Source organism: Bacillus sp. J14TS2 (genome assembly GCF_018333015.1).
Classification (GTDB): Bacteria; Bacillota; Bacilli; order Bacillales; family Bacillaceae_C; genus Lederbergia.
On the sequence record NZ_BORE01000022.1, the window covers coordinates 24,165 to 41,171 of the forward strand.

Consider the following 17,007-nt stretch of genomic DNA (forward strand, 5'->3'; position numbering starts at 1 on the left):
GGCTCGTTCCACTATATGCAAAACTCCACGAGCCTAGAACGATTCGGCAAAAAAAGAGAGTGCATAGGCACCCTCCAAATAATCTTACATTATTCATCTGCTTTTTTCTTATTCAATGCCTCACTGGGAGATTGAAACTCGATCTCCACTGTTTCCTCAGATTTCACCTCTGTTCCCGGCTTGGCACTTTGTCTTACTACATAGCCTTCTCCTTTAATATTGATGGTTATATCGGCCATTTCAGAAAGGTTGATCACATCACGCTTAGACCATCCTTCCATATTAGGAACGGTTGTCGGACCCTCTGTTTTAAGATAGACCTTTTCGCCAACAATTAATGTCTCTTCAGGAAGTGGTGATTGTTGAACGATCTCTTTTCCTTCGCCCAATACAATCGGCTTCAAACCTTTGTCTTTCACCCATTTCTTGGCTTCATTCAAGTCCATTTCGGAGAAATCAGAGAGTTGTACCGTCTTTGCCTTACCAAATTCTTCTGGTTTGATATTTAAATATTGTAAGCTGCTTTTCATAACGGTATTGAAAATCATCGAAACAGGTTTACTTCCACTTTCATCATCATCTAATTGTGGACGATCAACCATCACATACATAACTAACTGAGGATCATCAGCAGGCGCAAGGCCAAGAAAGGAATAAATATAGTTATTGTTCCCTTTCAGATATCCTGTTGGTCCAGCTATTTGTGCTGTTCCTGTTTTCCCCGCTACTTGATATCCTTCAATATTATACATTTTCCCTGTTCCATTTTTACCAGTAACCACCGTTTCTAACACATCTGTTACTTCTTTGGCGGTTTCTTTGCTAATCGGCTTCCCTGCTACCTCTGGCTTTGTTTCTTGAACAGTCTCATCATTAGGATTTACAACCTTATCAACGACATATGGCTTCATCATCACGCCTTCATTGGCAATAGCGGTCATGGCTTGAACCATTTGAATGGCAGTGACCGTTGTCCCTTGACCATATACGCTCGTTACCTTTTCAATAGGATAGCGATAGAGAATCTTACCGGTTGCCTCATTAGGTAAGCCAATATTGGTCCGTTGTCCAAATTTAAAATCATCCATCGCTTCGCGCCAAGCTTTTGTGCCCATTTCTTCAAGCAAATAGGCAAAGCCTACATTAGATGAGCGTTGCACACCTTCTAAATAAGAAATGGTTCCCCAACCTTCACCACTGTTATGATCATTTATTGTACTTCGGCGGTCTACTTTGTATTTACCAGAAGGGAATGTATCATCTGGTTTAAAAACCCCTTCTTCAATTGCTGTGGCTAATGAAAAAACCTTCATCGTAGATCCAGGTTCATAGCTCGTTTCAATCACTTCATTATGCCAAGATTTCTCAATCCCATCCCTTGTCTCTGGATGAAAAGTGGGGGTCTGTCCCATTGCTAGGATTTTTCCGGTTTTTGGCTCGGCTACAACCGCCATAATTCTTTCAGGGGAATACTTTTCATCTACTTGACTGATCGCATCTTCTAAAAAGGTTTGAATTTTTTTGTCTAATGTTAAGTAAATATCCTGTCCGTTTTCAGGTTCTTTAATATGTTTCTCCGAGTTTGGTAATATATAGTTCCAAACATCGCCTTCATATTGAATGGAACCATCTTTCCCACTTAAAAGATCGTTATAGCTCATTTCTAATCCCGTTCCAGTCAGCTTTTTTTCTCCTCCCTTTTCTTCGATCTCTTGTGTATAACCAATAAGATGAGAAGCAAAAACTCCATTTGGATAGAAACGTTTTGTATCCTTTAAAAATCCAATACCAGGTAAATTTAGGGATTCGATCTTGTTTTTCACACTATGGGATAGATCTTTCCCAGCTTTGCCAAACTCCACTTGTTTGGCTTTTTTCGTTAAAGCAGCATAAATATCGGTCTCTTCCATATCGATATATTCGGCTAATTGCTTCGCTGTTTCTGAAGGATCTACGACATGTCTCGGGTTCTTTTTATCTTCCGTTAATGATTCATCTAGTACAGCAACTAATGTATAAGACTCTGAGTCTTCTGCTATAACCTCTTCATTGCGATCAAAAATAGAACCGCGCTGCGCTGGAAGAACGCCTTCCCGTAAATATAATTCCTTCGCTTCTGTGGCTAATACCTTCCCCTCCACTTTTCCCGTTGTCTGAATGGTTACAAATCGAACAATTAATACAAAAAAGAGCAGGCTAAATATAATGAAAAATACTGCCGCTCCTATATTTCTATTCTTTTTATGGTTACTCATTTTTCCCCAACCTTGACATTATTTCCATCTAAATTGAGTCCCTTTTTTTCAGCAATTTCCTTAATTCTTTCGTATCTGCTCATATCTTTCACTTGTGCTTCAAGTTCACTATTAACCTTTTCCTGTTCCTGAATAGCCGTCTTCACATCTTCCACATCTCTATTCACTTCATACACTTGTGCATTCGCGGAAATAATGTGAATGGACATAACTGCCAGAAAAGCGACTAATAAAAAAGCTAGGACTTTCTCGCCAGGAGTGATCTTGGCATGGCGTTTAACCTTTTTTATTTCTTTTTCCGGCTGTTGTGCTGGTTGATATTGATATTGTTTCTGCGCTAAATTACTCAAATAAAAGTCCCCTCCATCTCCATAAAATATCTTCTATATTATGATGATGTTCAAAAAGTCCGGTAAAAGACACTTTGCTAAGCGGCGATTAGGAGAGCATCTCGGCCCTTTACCGCTCTTTTTGAACACGTACTATATGTACTATTTTTTTTCAGCAATCCTTAATTTTGCTGATCTAGCACGATTATTAGCCTCTAATTCTGTTTCGCTTGGACTAATGGGTTTTCTGTTAACCAATTGTAGTATTGGCTCATAGCCTTCGGGTATGACTGGCATCCCTGGTGGTAATGGCGGCCCTTCACTTGCTGCCTTAAAGACCGTTTTACAAATTCGATCTTCCAAAGAGTGGAATGTAATCACACAGATTCGGCCTTTTGGCCGCAGCAATTCAATCGCCTGTTGCAGCGAAGTTTCAAATGCATGCAATTCATCATTCACCGCTATTCTAATCGCCTGAAAGATTCTTTTAGCAGGATGTCCGCCTTTTCTGCGGGCAGGTGCTGGTATTCCTTCTTTTATAAGTTCAACTAATTGACTTGTTGTTTCAATTGGTGCCTTTTCTCTAGCAGCTTCAATTTTCCTCGCAATTTGCTTTGAAAACTTTTCTTCACCATACTTGAAAAAAATTCGGACCATATCACCATATGACCACTCATTGACAACTTCATAAGCAGAAACAGCACTACTGCGGTCCATTCTCATATCAAGCGGTGCATCGTGATGGTAACTAAAGCCTCGCTCAGGATCATCTAACTGCGGGGAGGAAACGCCCAAATCATATAATATCCCGTCTACCTTTTGTATTCCAAGCTCAGCAAGTCGATCCTGGAGATGAACAAAATTACTTTGGATCATTACGAGCTTGTCCTGCTCATAAGAGAGTGTTTCTCTTACATGGGCAATCGCTGTTTCGTCTTGATCAAACGCAATTAATTTTCCCTTGTTTGATAACTGTGAAAGGATTTTTTGGGAATGGCCGCCACCACCTAAAGTACAATCAACATATACCCCATCAGGGTGAATGTTCAGTCCTTCCGATGCTTCATTTAATAAGACTGTCGTATGTTTAAACATGATGCCCCCTATTCTTCCCCTAACCCCTAGTTGTATTATAGGATGTTCAAATCGTCTGGACGTCAGTGTAGTCGCCGACTTGGTCTTTAATCCTTCTTTTTGAACACGCACTATTAGTAAATTAAATATCAAAATCAATCATATTCTCAGCAATCTCTGCAAATGATTCTTCTGACTCTGTAAAGTATTCTTCCCAAATTCCTTTATTCCAAATCTCTATTCGATTGGAAACGCCTAAAACTACACATTCTTTCTCTAATTTTGCATAGCCAATCAGTGTGGTGGGGAGGTTGATTCTACCTTGCTTATCGATCTCACATTCAATTGCTCCAGAGAAGAAAAACCGTGTAAAAGCTCGTGCATCTTTTTTGGTCATTGGTAAAGTTTTTAACTTTTCCTCTAGTTGGCGCCATTCATTAAGAGGATATCCAAATAAGCATTGGTCAAGACCCCTTGTAATAACAAAGGATTCTCCAAGAGAGTCTCGGAATTTTGATGGGACGATTAAACGCCCTTTCGTATCAATGTTATGTTGGTATTCTCCCATGAACATGAGACATGCCCCCACTTTCTATCTCTAATTTACCACAACCTACCACTTTTCACCACCTTTTTTTCTTTACAAATAAAAAAGACTTCTAATCGCCGAATAGTCGACTGATTAGAAGCCCTAAAAAATCTATATTTTAATAATTTTGTGCTTTCCATCAAATTCAAATGGCAAGGACATTAATTGGTGGATAAATTGGTCTCCTCTTTCGTTTAGATAATAAAAGATATTCCATATCCTTTCCTGAGGACTGCCATTCGGGCGTAGTGACCTTTCCACACGTTCATATTTCGCCACTTCACTTTTATACCTTTCTTGCACAAACCAATCTGCTTTCTTTTTTAGAAACTCAATTTGTTTTGTATGAAAGGTAAGATTTTTTTGTGCAAGAGGTAAAAGCCCGCGTTCTGTATCATCAAGCCGTTCGAAAATGGATCGATAACGTTCTTCCAGGTACTGATTGATATCGTCCAGCATCGTTTCTAAATGTTGGTCTGTCACAGAATCAAGATAGACTTTTTTTCGTTTCTCTACTCCATTTTTTAAAACATTCTCGGTCGTTAATTGTAAATCATGTACGTCTCGCTCAATATTTGATTCAATAAAAGTAATGTTTATCCGTGGTATAAGGGGCGGCATTTTCATATCCCATAATTCAAATGCTTGTTTCAACTCACCCCAATAGGCAATTTCTCCGGGTCCAGCAATAAATGCAAGAGATGGGAATAAAAACTCTTGCATCAACGGTCTGGTGACGACATTATTGCTAAAAATCTCCGGGGTCTCTTGAAGCTTTTTACACAAATCTTGGCGATCCATTTGCCAATCTGATTTTTCAACTTTAAATCGATCTAGTTGTGAATCATAATCCAATAAGAGACGTTCCTTTCCCTCATACAGAAATAAATTGGCTGATTGTGGATGAATCTCAATCATTCGATTAAATCCATTGTCAGCAAGAAGCTCTTGCTGGTTTAATACCTTCTCTGTAATCAGTGATGCTTGCTCCATCACTTTTGCAAAAACTGGCTTTTCCAACTCTCTCAAATGTGGATCCGCTGCGTCTATGACTAACAAGCCATAGTCTTTAAATAAAGTCATGATCAATGTTGTAAAAAAATCAGTTATTGTTTCACTCCGATTACTCGCCTCCAGTACAGAAGCGAACACTTCTTTCGTATATTTACGTTCTCCTAGATGCATAAAAATAGTTTCCAGCCATTTTTGCATTTCTTCTTTATCATATACGATATCAGATGCCATTTGTTTCAGGCCCTTTTGTTCTGGGAAATTGACCTTCTTCATCTTATTTCCAACTTCAGTATATACATGATTAATTTCTAAAAAATCATGATCTTCCCCGGCGATCCAAAACACAGGAATGACAGGAGTTCCTAAATTTCTTTCTTGTTGTTCTGCTAATTTAAGTATGGAGATAACCTTATGTATAGTATAAAGCGGGCCAGTTAATAACCCTGCTTGTTGCCCTCCTATCACAACTGTGGATTGCTCATTTTGTAATTTTTCAAGTGACTTCCTTGTTTCTTCAGATGTTGGGAAACGCTCCATATAGTTTTCGATACAGGCAGCAAGCGCTTTTCGATTAAAATTCTGCTTCATTAAATCGTTATAGCGATTTTTATAAACCTCGTTCTCTGTTATATCATAATGAAAAAAACCTTTCACGGGTTCTTTTTGTTCCATATAAAGAGAAGCAAAGTCGTTCGTTGCTGGAATGACGATGCTTTCAATTTCCATAAATGACTTCCTTTCATGCATTGGTAAAGGTAGATAAAAGTATAGCAAAATGAAGAAAAAATTGATATTAAATTGTCCTGCTGGCTCTACAAAATATTCTTCTTTTCAGAGGCGGCTTCCTCCTCCATACCTTTAATCATTTCGAAGATCATTGTAGTAAGGGGTAAAATCATATCCATTTTTTCAGCATACTCTAGAACAGATCCAAGGATCGCATCAATTTCTGTCTTTCTTCCTTCCAGCATATCACTAAGCATAGAAGAACGGTTTTCCTTTGTACTACGGCAAATATAAATTACTTTCTCTAATGAATGGTTGGGATCTATTTCTGGGAATACCGAGGATATTTCGGCATGAAGACTTTTGAATATCTCATAATAATAAGGATTCTCGATCAAGCTGCCGTTTTTCACTTTAAGTATAGACGTTAAAGGGTTAATTACGCTGTTGGCGACTAATTTCGCAAGGATTATTTCCTTATAATTTTTGTGAAAGTAAAAGGGAAATGCTTTCGCCTCACTTTTAGGAAAACAGCTTATTGTTTCTTGATTTCCTCGGAAAAGTGCAATATTCGTGACCCCTTCGCCTGTATGTTGAATATGGTTCCCAGCTAATTTCTTTACCCCATGCTCAACCGTTCCGACATAAATGGTTTCTTGTGGCAATGTCTCTAACAATTTAATATGCCCAATCCCATTTTGAATAAATAAAAGTGGGGTTTCAACGGGCACAGTTAGGAGGTCCTTCATTAAAGATACAAGATTATATTGCTTCACGGCAATCACGATTAGATCCAGCTTTTCCAATTCTTTAAAATTTGCGTAAGCCGTTACCTCATACTTTATATGTTTGTGAGAATTTGACAATATGATCCCCTTTTCATTAATATCCCTAGCCTGCGCCTCCGTTCTCGTAAGCAATACAACTTGATGATTTAAACTAAGGTAGGTGCTAAATAACAGACCGACCGCACCTCCACCAAGAATACCTATCTTCATCTCATCACCTACATTTTTATTTTCCTTCATTCCAAAAATAGCACCCATTCAAATAAACTGATTTTTTATTAACTTTATATTATAATATTCCTAATTGAAATGCATATATCAGGATTAGGAGGTGTGCAAATGCCACAAAGTGTAAAGAAGCTTAAGATTAATTTTAAAACGCTAGAAGAATTTAAGCAATTTAAAGAGTTCGGTATACAGGAGTTATCCATGATTGAAGACCTGCAATCAAATATGATTGAAGATAATTCTTATTCCCCATTCTACGGTATCTATTTTGGTGATAAACTAGTTGCCAGGATGAGTTTGTATCAACATTCTGCTAAATATGATCAATACTTTAATCCTCCCCAGGCCTATCTAGAAATATGGAAACTGGAGGTCCTACCCGGATATCAGAAAATGGGATTTGGCAAAGCGCTTATAGAATATGCAAAAAGCTATCAAATGCCGCTTAAAACAAATCCGCGCATGAACTCTCGAGCTTTTTTTGAAAGGATGGGTTTTGACCCAATCCATTATGAAATAGAACGCGATCGTGGCGAAGAACCATTTGTATGGTGTCCAAAAGGGGTAACGTTCCAATCATTTTAACAAGATATGAAACTATTTTAAATGATGGTCGTATAGTAGTATGTAAACATTTATATCTAGGAGGTATTTTTTTTGAAAAGAACAGGTGAGGTTACTTTAGGTATTATTGGAGTTGTATTAAGTGCATTAACCAGTTTGATTGGGATGTTCTTCGTATTTATGGGATCAGATGCCGTGAAAAATGAGATGGCTAATGATCCAACAATTGCGAATGATCCAACATTAACATTGGAAGATATGAATAGCTTCTTAAGCATTTTCTCTGGAGCTGGATGGGCAATTATTATCGCATCTATTATCGGTCTTGTCCTTGGAATCATTGCGGTCTTTAATATTGTAGGGGATAAAAAACCAAAAGTAGCCGGCTGGGTGTTTATTATTGGCGCTGTGCTTACTGGTATCGTTTCTATCGGTATCGCTTTTCTTCCAGCATTACTTCTACTTATCGCCGGAATTATGTGCTTTGTTCGCAAACCACCGCTTGAAGATCCAATCCAATCACAAACTTTATAAAGCAAGACTGCCATCAGTACGGGGTTTCTTCATCCCCCACTGATGGTTAGCGAAACTTATCGGAGTGTTAGCGTCCGTTATCCCCCACTTAGACTTTTTTGAAATTTCCTAGTCTGGAAGGGGGGTCTTACAGACAGTTGCACCGGGATAAACATAGGATCAACAGAAGAGGAGCCGATGGATATACTCGGCTCCTCTTCTTATTTTACATCCTGCATTTCCGCTTCTTCCGTAAATTCATCTGCTATCTTCCTTGCCTTATCTAAAAGATACATTAAAGAATGATAATCTTTTTTTAATTGCTGATACTTTCCAGCCATTTCTTTCACTTCTTCATTTGCTGCGATGTTTAAGATCTCTAGATTTCGAACTTCCTCCTTTAAGCGTTTATTATCTGATTTATAATAATCTAAACCAGCCAGCTCCTTCTCTATTTCGCTAAGAAGTGAAGTAGCATTTGCCAATATGCTGGATGATGACTCTTGCTCAAATGATGCGTTCTCTGATTTTTGTGAATCCACTGTAATTGCTTGAGCCTCTCCCGCTTTTAATTGCTTCCTTTCCTTTTTAGCCTGATTAATTTCCCCTTTATATTGCTTCCTAATATTAGAATTCCATCGGAACCCACATGCTGCAGCAGTTCTTTTCAATTGTTTTCCAGCCTCTTCAAACGCTTTAAGCTGAGTACTGGCCTTACGTATGTGAGATAACACTAATTCAGCTAATAGAAGATCCTCATCCGAAGACCATGCATCTTGCCGTGAAGTTGTCATTTTATCACCTCTACTTTTTTGTAAGTATATGCTCTTAGACTGAAAGATAGAATCAGCCTTTGAGAAAAGCAATAGAAAGACAACATAAATGAATAAAAAGCTGGAAAGAATCTTCCGTATATAAAGCGAGACTGCCATCAGTATGGGTTTTCTTCATCCCTCACTGATGGTTAGCGAGACGCATCATCATCAGGGTGTTAGCATCCATTATCCCCCACTTAGACTTCTTTGAAATTTCCTAGTCTTGAAGCGGGGGTCTTACGGACAGTTACGCCGGGATTAAAGGATCCGCTCTAGAACTGAAGCTGGACCGCCCCGCCATTAATAATCTAGACATAAAAAAAGTGTGTAGAGCCATGGTCTCTACACACTTTTTATTTACATTTAGTTATTCACAACTTCATTACCTTTATAAGTTCCACATGCTTTACAAACGCGATGACTAAGTTTCTTTTCTCCGCAATTTGGGCAATCAACCATGCCTGGGACTACTAATTTATAATGAGTTCGGCGTTGTCTCTTTGCCGTTTTTGAAGTTCTTCTTTTTGGTACAGCCATAAATTCCCACCTCCTTAAAATCAAATACAGGATTATTTCTCTTCGTTTTCTAGCAAAGCAGCGAGCCCAGCTAAACGAGGATCAACTTTTTTATTCTTCTGTTTTTCCGCTTCATATTCGTCCTCTGTCATCACATTCCAATCTTTTCCCGATTGTTTGGCACTTGCCAATGCTTCTTCCGAGAAAACTTGTATAGGAATATCTACAAGAATCAATTCCTCTATGACAGGGAGCAAATCCACTACTCCATTTTCTGGTTCATGAACAAATTCATCGATATCTTCACCGGGAACTTCCGATCTTTGAAGTGAAAAAACCTCCGTTGAAAAAATATCGATCGGATAATCAGTATCCACTAATGTACGAGAACAAGGTAAAACTAAATGACCATTCAATTGAAGGTGAAAAGTGGCTCTTTCAGAATCCACCTGAATATTCCCCTTAACCTCGATTAGAGAAGCTTCTCTAATGTCAGGATTTCGGTTCATAAGCTCGTTTTTAATATCAACTTTTTGATTAATTTCCTCTTCAGTATCTCGTAAATTTCGCAATTGAGAAACTGTCCATTTCATGTTTATCACCTCTTGGCAACAAGAATAATTATAGCCTCCGGGTTTTCGTTTGTCAATATATGTACTTTATTCTTTCTCATATTATTTTGTCCACTTAATTGTAAAATAGTCTTTTTAGTTAACCATAATAATATTATGTATTTCTCATAAAAAGAAATTCGTTTTTATTTAAAAAAATTGGCTAGTGTTACGATCTAGCTCGAGGGGCTAATCAAGGCGCTTGCGCTTTTGTTCTTCTTCAACCTTTAGTATCATAAATAGAAAGTTAAATTGCAGGGGGAGCAATCATGAGAACAGTCGGAATTGTCGTGGAATATAATCCGTTTCATAATGGACATTTGTACCAATTGCAAAAAGCCAAAGAAGATACACATGCTGATATCGCCATATGCATCATGAGTGGCAATTTTTTACAACGAGGAGAACCTGCTCTCGTTTCAAAATGGTCTAGAACAAAAATGGCATTATCAGCAGGAATTGATCTTGTCATTGAGTTACCCTTCGCTTTTTCGGTACAAAAAGCTGAAATTTTTGCTTATGGAGCCGTGTATTTGCTTGATGCATTGAACTGTAGCCATATTTGCTTCGGGAGTGAATCAGGTCAGATTTCTGATTTTCACAATACAATCGATTTTGTACATCATCACCGTTTACAATACGAAAAATATATTCATGAATTTATAAAAGAGGGAATGAGTTATCCATCTGCTTTATCAAAAGCCTATCAAGCACTGGAACCAGGGAGAGATTTAATTGATTTATCTAAACCAAATAATATTCTTGGGTTTCACTATATGGAGGCTGCCGCCGAGATAAATCCTCAGCTACGGTTTCTTACGATCAAAAGAAAAAACGCTGGGTATCATGACCCCTCTGTGAATGAAACAAATATAGCAAGTGCTACCTCCATAAGAAATAGATTACGAACGCACCAAACCGATTCAATTAAAAACTATATCCCCAAGACCAGCTTGTCCGAATTACAACACTACCTTGTTGAATTTGGTCAGCTCCATTCTTGGGAAAATTATTGGGACTATTTGCAATACCAGATTTTATCTAAGAGTAGTAAAGAATTAGAAGCCATTTACGATATGGAGGAAGGGCTTGAAAATCGATTTATCCGAGCCGCTCAAGCAGCTAAAGACTACCAAGGTTTCATGGAGATCATGAAAACAAAAAGATATACATGGACAAGGTTGCAGCGAATCTCAACTCAAATTCTTCTAAATATCCAGAAAGAGCAAATCAATGATTTGGGAAGGAAACCCCAATATATTCGTCTCCTTGGCATGAGTCATGTTGGTCAAAAATATTTAAGGTCGATCAAAAAGGATTTACAAATCCCTTTGATTGCTAAGGTCTCCGCACAACAGAACCAAATGCTGGCGCTAGATATAAAAGCTACTCATATGTATGCACAAGGCTTACCAGAACCATACCGAACTAAAATGCGCGATCTTGATTATAGGCAACCGCCTATTATGATGTGAACTCGGATTACGCCTAGAGAGTCGGATGGCGAGGCGATTATTGCCACGCCATTAGCCGCATCCGCTCCAGCTTTTCTTGATCCAGCTCCAGCGCCTAGCCTCGAGAAGCTCACTGGAGGTTAGTTCATCGGCGTTGCCACAGGATGTGGCGCTTTTAGCTGATGTTCCACTTATAACCTGAGCCAATGTAAGGCAAAGTACGCCTTGCTTTGGCTCAGAACATTTGCTGTCGAGCCTTTTCAAGGCGCTTTCGCTTTTCTACTTATACTCTTGTATTATTTGTTTAATCTTAGGGAGTTGTCTTAGTGTTTCCTTTTCCCCTCTTTTAATAATCTCTTCAATGTTTTTGAATGATCTTGCACTAAATTCTTCCACATTGGGTCGGAGCATTAAATCTGATTCGCTTTCTCTTACTGTTCCGATTTCGGTTTGCATAATATCAAGGCTTTGCATAATGACATCATATACTGTCGTAATTTCTGCCTTCTTGTTGACGATAGTGACATCTGAAGCTAAAACAATGTCAGCGCCCATTTTTCTAACTGCGGAAATCGGAATTTTATCTACGACACCGCCATCTACTAGCAGTCTCCCGTTGATTTTCACAGGCGTAAAAATCCCTGGGATCGCAATACTCGCGCGAACAATCCGGGCAATATTCCCCTTACTAAATTCTACCTTTTTTCCCGTCTGTAAGTCCGTTGTGATTACCTTGACGGGAATATTTAATTCTTCAAGATTTTTTCCATGCATAAATAAATGAATCAGATTCTCTATTCTTTTTCCTTCTATAAATCCCATTTTAGGAATGGTGAAATCAAGATAATGGTTTCTTTTAAACGCAACTGAAAGCTTAGTTAATTGCTCAAGATCGTGGCCAAATGCATAAAAACAACCGACTAGGGCGCCCATGCTACTTCCTGCGATCATATCAATCGGGATTGAATGCTCTTGTAAGATTTTTAATACTCCTAAATGAGCAAAACCTCTTGCTCCTCCAGACCCCAGTGCTAAGCCTATTTTCGGCATGCCCCATCGCCTCCTGGAACATCTTATGGTCTAAATGCTGTTTTTATGAGTATATTGATTATGTGGATGTTGGACAGGGGGTATACAGTATTGAGTAGGTTCACTTTGTCAAAAATGAAAACATTACTATTAGCAACATCGGTCTCTTTAATGGCCATATCCATGATCGCTATGCCAGACGAATCATTGAAAGCATCCATACGTGGATTAAAAATGTGGTGGGAGATTGTCTTTCCATCGCTCTTCCCATTTTTTGTCATATCCGAATTATTAATTGGATTTGGCGTTGTTAAATTCTTGGGCGTACTTCTCGAACCTTTTATGAGACCTTTTTTTCGTGTTCCTGGAGTTGGAGGGTTTGCTTGGGCCATGGGCATGGCCACTGGTTTTCCTGCTGGTGCTAAACTAACGGTTCGATTAAGGGAAGAAAAACAATTAACCAAAATCGAGGCACAAAGATTGGTCTCTTTCACAAATTCATCTAGCCCATTGTTTATTTTTGCGGCCGTTTCAGTAGGCTTTTTCAATAATCCTCGTTTAGGCCTTTTACTAGCCGCCGCACACTATTTAGGAAACTTTTTTGTAGGTTTTATTATGCGCTTCTATGGTGTAAAGAAACAAAAGCAGGAAAGAGAAAAAAAGCCAGTACTAAATATTTCTCAAGCTCTTTCAGCTTTGCACCAAACGAGAATTCACAATCAAAAACCGATTGGAAAACTTTTAGGTGATGCCGTCATGTCCTCTATTCATACCTTACTGGCTGTTGGCGGCTTTATTATTCTTTTTTCTGTGCTCAATAAATTACTATTCCATCTTCATTTTACGCCAGCCATCGCGTCAATGCTGGATTACATTTTGCCAATTTTACAATTGCCAAAGGAATTTGGTAACTCGTTAGTAGCAGGAATTTTTGAAATCACATTAGGAAGCCAAATGGCCAGTGAAGTACAGGGATCATTACTCTTGCAACAAGCGATTATTGTGAGTTTCATTCTTGGTTTTAGTGGTTTTAGTGTTCATGCACAAGTCGCTAGTATACTAGCGACCACGGATATTGATTATAAACCATTTTTCTTTGCTCGCGTATTACATGGATTCCTTGCAAGTTTATTTACGGTCTTACTTTGGAAGCCTTTTTCTAATTATTTTCATATTCAAGCGATGGACACAGCTGTACCTGCTTTTCTTCAAGAGCATGACCGCTGGTGGGAGGCAATATTGCAAGCGTTTATCAAGATTGGGCCATTATTTACAATCTTCTCCCTTGTTTTTTATATTTTCTTCTACCTAAGAAAGATAAACAGTAGCAGACTATAAAAAGTCAGTCTGCTAAAGGTGAATTTTGACTATGTCATAACGAATTTGGGTGCATAGCATGACCCTATGAACTCTTTTTCGCAATTTCGAAGCTGATTTGTGTGCGTAGCTACCTTCTCTGGACTACTTTTACAGCAAATTTAGGGAAGCTGATTCAGGAGCAATTTCTTTTGTTGTCATTTTACATTTGGAGCTTTCATATCTTTTTTAAAAAAGCTGTATTAATCCAGTGACTAAAAATCACGGATCAATACAGCTGTCTATTCAAAAGCTTATTTATTAAATTTCTTCTCCAGCGCTTTTTCTACTTCTTTTGGCACTAGTTCAGAAATATTCCCTTTATATTTCGCTACTTCTTTTACAATGCTTGAACTCAAAAATGAATATTGGTTATTTGTCATAATAAAGAATGTTTCAATTTGTTCATTTAACACGCGATTCATAGAGGTGATTTGCATTTCATATTCGAAGTCTGAAACTGCTCTCAATCCGCGAATAATCGCTTTCGCTTTTACTTTTTGCGCATAATCAACAAGTAAACCGTCGAATGTATCGACAATAACATTGTCAAAGTCCTTTGTTACTGCTTTTAAGAGTTCTAATCGCTCTTCGACAGAAAACAAAGACTTTTTCGAAGAATTATTCAAAACCACAACGCGAACTTCCTCAAATACTTTTGCTCCTCTTTGAATAATATCCATATGTCCCATTGTAACGGGATCAAAACTCCCTGGACAAACTGCAATATTTTTCATGATGTCCCCCTTGCTACTTCTTTATAAATGGATAGAGCAGTGATACCAAACTGACCCTTCTTATCACAATGTAACTCCCCCACGCTCGTAGGCAGCGGCAGTTCAGAATCATGTTCCACTATAATCATTCCTTGCTGTTTAAGCAGATTATTTTTTTCAATGGTATGTAAGATGGCTTCTAATTTTTGTCGATGATAAGGAGGATCCAAGAAAATATAATCGAATTGGATATCCCTTTTCAATAAAGCTTTTAAGGCGCGTTCTGCATCATTCCGATAGATTTCTACTTGGCTGTTCATTTTGCAATATTGAACATTATTTTTGATTGTTTGAATAGCTTGACGATCTCTATCAATAAAAATCACTTTTTCCATTCCGCGACTTAGTCCTTCGATGCCTAACGCTCCACTCCCTGCGAATAAATCGAGGGCGATACCACCAGTAAAGTAAGGCCCGATGATATTAAATAGTGTTTCCTTTACCTTATCAGTTGTGGGTCTTGTTCCATTTCCAGGTACTGCTTTTAACGGTCTTCCTTTTAATGTTCCAGAAATAACTCTCATCTCGTCACCAAATTTTATAGATTTCTTATAATTGCTATGGCTAGAATACTAGCCAACATTCATCCCCCTAATCAAAGTCTTCTTATTAAGATCCATTTTATCCCGGTGCCACCCGCAGATGGCAGTCTCGCTTTATCCTACCACATTCTAAATTATCTATACAAATGAAATATGCAGTTCTCCTTCAAACTGTTTATCTTTCTGAAGTTTATTAGCTACATTCGTATATTTCCATTAACTATAGGTAATAATAACCTTAATGGCATCAAGATGATGCTGTTGCCAACCGCGGAGAAGACTTACATTCCCCTTAAGTTCTTCCTCCGGTTTCTCCTCTCCCTTTTGCCTTCTAAACCGTTTAGACGGAAATGGAAGGACCCTGCAGAAATGCAGGGTTATTTTTCTTTTATTCGAATAGTATTTGCATCTGTTTCAATTTCTACATTAAACAATGTAGGGATAAAGGGAATCTCCATCATGATCATTTCCTGATAAAATTGCACAGGCGCTTTGTCGATGCCATATCGTTGTTCATTTAAATCAAAAAATCGCTTTTCGGGATAGAATTGATAATGTATCTTTCCTCTATCTGCTTGAATAGTATGCTGATCTGTTATCTGCACCTGAAAATTTAAAGACTTTAATAGAGGAATAGCATCGATCAGCCATTGATCGTTTTGCTGTAAAACAATTATTTCTCCCCTATCCTCTCCATTGAAAACCAACTTTCTAGGATCATCTCGTATTAATGTCAGAAAAGGCTTGTCTTTCACCGTATTACGAGTGAAAAAACGAATCTCCCCATTCAAAATATCACTCAACATCATGTCAAGATCTTCACTCTTCAATTGTTTTTGCTTAAAGGAACGAAGAGTCTGTGTCCATTTCTCAAATTGTTGTTTGGATAGATACTGGTTAAGCTCTGTATACATTTTCTTTGCCTTAGGATTCCTCGGTGTCTCATCAATGATCATTGCGGCTAATACCTCTGATAGCCATTCCTCTTCCGGTTTGAATGAAAAAGTATGTATCAAATCGTTCATGATTACTTGTTGGTGAAGATCTTTCATATTATCTTTTGGTTGCCTAATCCATAGTTGATCTTTGCTTATTTCTTTATGCTGATCAGTCAGGATAAGATATAAGGATTCTCCACTAAATGGTTCATAGTTGATTTTCTCCATAATTTTGCTTGCATTTGTCGCATATAGGACTGTATTTTCATGAACTTCAACACTATCTAATGGTTTCTGTTGCCAAAACAAAGTAACATCACTTTCTATTCCCTCTAAATAATAATAATCTAAAAGATCCATTTCTTTCCTCATTGCTTTTCTTGTATTCCCAACCCAACTTCCCTCTCTCCAATTAGATTCACTAAGTTGGATTATATGCGAATGAACATCAACACCCTCCAATTGAATAAGCCAATCTTGCAATAAAAAACTTTTAGGTTTCTGTTTAGGGGCTGGAATAGTATAAGTAAAAATAATTTTTTCTGCTTTTACTTCTATATAAGGATCTTCTAATGAACAAATTTCATTGTTTCCATAATCACATTGGATATCGTTTAGCTTATCTGGGATTTTCAACTTAAATAGCTGATTGGGCAAGTCTTCGATCTCCTGCTTAATTCGAAATTGCCCTTTAGCATGTTGAATATTGATCACTTGATTGGCTGGTATCGCAACATTGTCATCATCCAAAGAATAAACTTTCCATTGATAAAATAATGTGCTTCCAATTAAAAGAAGCAGCATAACGATCAAAATCACCTGTCTTTTCACTGCTATTCTCCTTAGTCGTTCTACTAAAGATATCGACACGATAAAAAGCTGTCACAGGA

Annotated in this window: 17 protein-coding genes; 4 read left to right on the forward strand and 13 right to left on the reverse strand. The window is 37.9% G+C overall.

Features of this window, described 5'->3' with window-relative positions:
* Nucleotides 1-89: 89 nt before the first annotated feature.
* From KI375_RS24085 to KI375_RS24110, 6 genes are all read right to left on the reverse strand, one after another.
* Nucleotides 90-2,255, reverse strand: coding sequence for a penicillin-binding protein (locus KI375_RS24085; RefSeq protein WP_212975925.1), 2,166 nt, complete (start codon nt 2,253-2,255; stop codon nt 90-92).
* On the reverse strand, nt 2,252-2,605 hold the full coding sequence (gene ftsL, locus KI375_RS24090) for a cell division protein FtsL (protein WP_212975926.1): 354 nt from the start codon (nt 2,603-2,605) through the stop codon (nt 2,252-2,254). Before ftsL ends, KI375_RS24085 begins: the two co-directional genes overlap by 4 nt.
* Nucleotides 2,606-2,746: 141 nt before the next feature.
* A complete protein-coding gene (gene rsmH / locus KI375_RS24095; protein ID WP_212975927.1) occupies nt 2,747-3,679 on the reverse strand; it encodes a 16S rRNA (cytosine(1402)-N(4))-methyltransferase RsmH in 933 nt (310 codons plus the stop codon).
* Nucleotides 3,680-3,800: 121 nt separating this feature from the next.
* The gene (mraZ, locus tag KI375_RS24100; RefSeq protein ID WP_207451793.1) at nt 3,801-4,232 is read right to left on the reverse strand and encodes a division/cell wall cluster transcriptional repressor MraZ; all 432 of its coding nucleotides are present in this window, start codon (nt 4,230-4,232) and stop codon (nt 3,801-3,803) included.
* A gap of 126 nt (nt 4,233-4,358) precedes the next feature.
* Nucleotides 4,359-5,987, reverse strand: coding sequence for a bacillithiol biosynthesis cysteine-adding enzyme BshC (bshC, locus tag KI375_RS24105; protein ID WP_244853029.1), 1,629 nt, complete (start codon nt 5,985-5,987; stop codon nt 4,359-4,361).
* Nucleotides 5,988-6,073: 86 nt separating this feature from the next.
* On the reverse strand, nt 6,074-7,015 hold the full coding sequence (locus tag KI375_RS24110; RefSeq protein WP_212975929.1) for a 2-dehydropantoate 2-reductase: 942 nt from the start codon (nt 7,013-7,015) through the stop codon (nt 6,074-6,076).
* Between the two features lie 99 nt (nt 7,016-7,114).
* Between KI375_RS24110 and KI375_RS24115 the strand changes: the two genes are divergently transcribed.
* Both KI375_RS24115 and KI375_RS24120 read left to right on the forward strand, forming a co-directional pair.
* Nucleotides 7,115-7,588, forward strand: coding sequence for an N-acetyltransferase (locus tag KI375_RS24115; RefSeq protein WP_212975930.1), 474 nt, complete (start codon nt 7,115-7,117; stop codon nt 7,586-7,588).
* A gap of 72 nt (nt 7,589-7,660) precedes the next feature.
* Nucleotides 7,661-8,101: a DUF4064 domain-containing protein gene (locus tag KI375_RS24120; RefSeq protein WP_212975931.1), complete on the forward strand. Its 441-nt coding sequence runs from the start codon at nt 7,661-7,663 to the stop codon at nt 8,099-8,101.
* A gap of 200 nt (nt 8,102-8,301) precedes the next feature.
* Here KI375_RS24120 and KI375_RS24125 read toward each other — a convergent pair whose 3' ends face one another.
* From KI375_RS24125 to KI375_RS24135, 3 genes are all read right to left on the reverse strand, one after another.
* Nucleotides 8,302-8,874 carry an RsfA family transcriptional regulator gene (locus KI375_RS24125; RefSeq protein WP_212975932.1) on the reverse strand — a complete coding sequence of 191 codons (573 nt, stop codon included), beginning with the start codon at nt 8,872-8,874 and terminating at the stop codon, nt 8,302-8,304.
* A gap of 384 nt (nt 8,875-9,258) precedes the next feature.
* The gene (gene rpmF, locus KI375_RS24130; RefSeq protein WP_212975933.1) at nt 9,259-9,432 is read right to left on the reverse strand and encodes a 50S ribosomal protein L32; all 174 of its coding nucleotides are present in this window, start codon (nt 9,430-9,432) and stop codon (nt 9,259-9,261) included.
* A 32-nt stretch (nt 9,433-9,464) separates the two neighbouring features.
* Nucleotides 9,465-10,004, reverse strand: a complete 540-nt coding sequence (locus tag KI375_RS24135; protein ID WP_244853031.1) for a YceD family protein — start codon at nt 10,002-10,004, stop codon at nt 9,465-9,467.
* A 287-nt stretch (nt 10,005-10,291) separates the two neighbouring features.
* Here KI375_RS24135 and KI375_RS24140 point away from each other — a divergent pair, with 287 nt between their 5' ends.
* Nucleotides 10,292-11,497, forward strand: a complete 1,206-nt coding sequence (locus KI375_RS24140) for a nucleotidyltransferase (protein WP_212975934.1) — start codon at nt 10,292-10,294, stop codon at nt 11,495-11,497.
* A 258-nt stretch (nt 11,498-11,755) separates the two neighbouring features.
* Here KI375_RS24140 and KI375_RS24145 read toward each other — a convergent pair whose 3' ends face one another.
* A complete protein-coding gene (locus KI375_RS24145; RefSeq protein ID WP_212975935.1) occupies nt 11,756-12,526 on the reverse strand; it encodes a patatin-like phospholipase family protein in 771 nt (256 codons plus the stop codon).
* A 114-nt stretch (nt 12,527-12,640) separates the two neighbouring features.
* Here KI375_RS24145 and ylbJ point away from each other — a divergent pair, with 114 nt between their 5' ends.
* Nucleotides 12,641-13,843, forward strand: coding sequence for a sporulation integral membrane protein YlbJ (gene ylbJ / locus KI375_RS24150; RefSeq protein ID WP_374706904.1), 1,203 nt, complete (start codon nt 12,641-12,643; stop codon nt 13,841-13,843).
* Between the two features lie 272 nt (nt 13,844-14,115).
* On the opposite strand, the gene coaD is transcribed toward ylbJ, so the two are convergent.
* From coaD to KI375_RS24165, 3 genes are all read right to left on the reverse strand, one after another.
* On the reverse strand, nt 14,116-14,598 hold the full coding sequence (gene coaD, locus KI375_RS24155) for a pantetheine-phosphate adenylyltransferase (RefSeq protein WP_207451783.1): 483 nt from the start codon (nt 14,596-14,598) through the stop codon (nt 14,116-14,118).
* Nucleotides 14,595-15,179, reverse strand: a complete 585-nt coding sequence (gene rsmD, locus KI375_RS24160; RefSeq protein WP_374706905.1) for a 16S rRNA (guanine(966)-N(2))-methyltransferase RsmD — start codon at nt 15,177-15,179, stop codon at nt 14,595-14,597. Before rsmD ends, coaD begins: the two co-directional genes overlap by 4 nt.
* A gap of 377 nt (nt 15,180-15,556) precedes the next feature.
* Nucleotides 15,557-16,948, reverse strand: a complete 1,392-nt coding sequence (locus KI375_RS24165) for a hypothetical protein (RefSeq protein WP_212975937.1) — start codon at nt 16,946-16,948, stop codon at nt 15,557-15,559.
* Nucleotides 16,949-17,007 lie beyond the last annotated feature (59 nt).

Bases quoted from the DNA above. Each gene is read 5' to 3' on its own strand.
- rsmH (WP_212975927.1), bottom strand. From the start codon at position 3,679: ATGTTTAAACATACGACAGTCTTATTAAATGAAGCATCGGAAGGACTG.
- bshC (WP_244853029.1), bottom strand. From the start codon at position 5,987: ATGGAAATTGAAAGCATCGTCATTCCAGCAACGAACGACTTTGCTTCT.
- KI375_RS24085 (WP_212975925.1), bottom strand. From the start codon at position 2,255: ATGAGTAACCATAAAAAGAATAGAAATATAGGAGCGGCAGTATTTTTC.
- ylbJ (WP_374706904.1), top strand. From the start codon at position 12,641: ATGAAAACATTACTATTAGCAACATCGGTCTCTTTAATGGCCATATCC.
- KI375_RS24115 (WP_212975930.1), top strand. From the start codon at position 7,115: ATGCCACAAAGTGTAAAGAAGCTTAAGATTAATTTTAAAACGCTAGAA.
- KI375_RS24145 (WP_212975935.1), bottom strand. From the start codon at position 12,526: ATGCCGAAAATAGGCTTAGCACTGGGGTCTGGAGGAGCAAGAGGTTTT.
- rpmF (WP_212975933.1), bottom strand. From the start codon at position 9,432: ATGGCTGTACCAAAAAGAAGAACTTCAAAAACGGCAAAGAGACAACGC.
- KI375_RS24135 (WP_244853031.1), bottom strand. From the start codon at position 10,004: ATGAAATGGACAGTTTCTCAATTGCGAAATTTACGAGATACTGAAGAG.
- KI375_RS24125 (WP_212975932.1), bottom strand. From the start codon at position 8,874: ATGACAACTTCACGGCAAGATGCATGGTCTTCGGATGAGGATCTTCTA.
- KI375_RS24110 (WP_212975929.1), bottom strand. From the start codon at position 7,015: ATGAAGGAAAATAAAAATGTAGGTGATGAGATGAAGATAGGTATTCTT.
- KI375_RS24140 (WP_212975934.1), top strand. From the start codon at position 10,292: ATGAGAACAGTCGGAATTGTCGTGGAATATAATCCGTTTCATAATGGA.
- coaD (WP_207451783.1), bottom strand. From the start codon at position 14,598: ATGAAAAATATTGCAGTTTGTCCAGGGAGTTTTGATCCCGTTACAATG.
- mraZ (WP_207451793.1), bottom strand. From the start codon at position 4,232: ATGTTCATGGGAGAATACCAACATAACATTGATACGAAAGGGCGTTTA.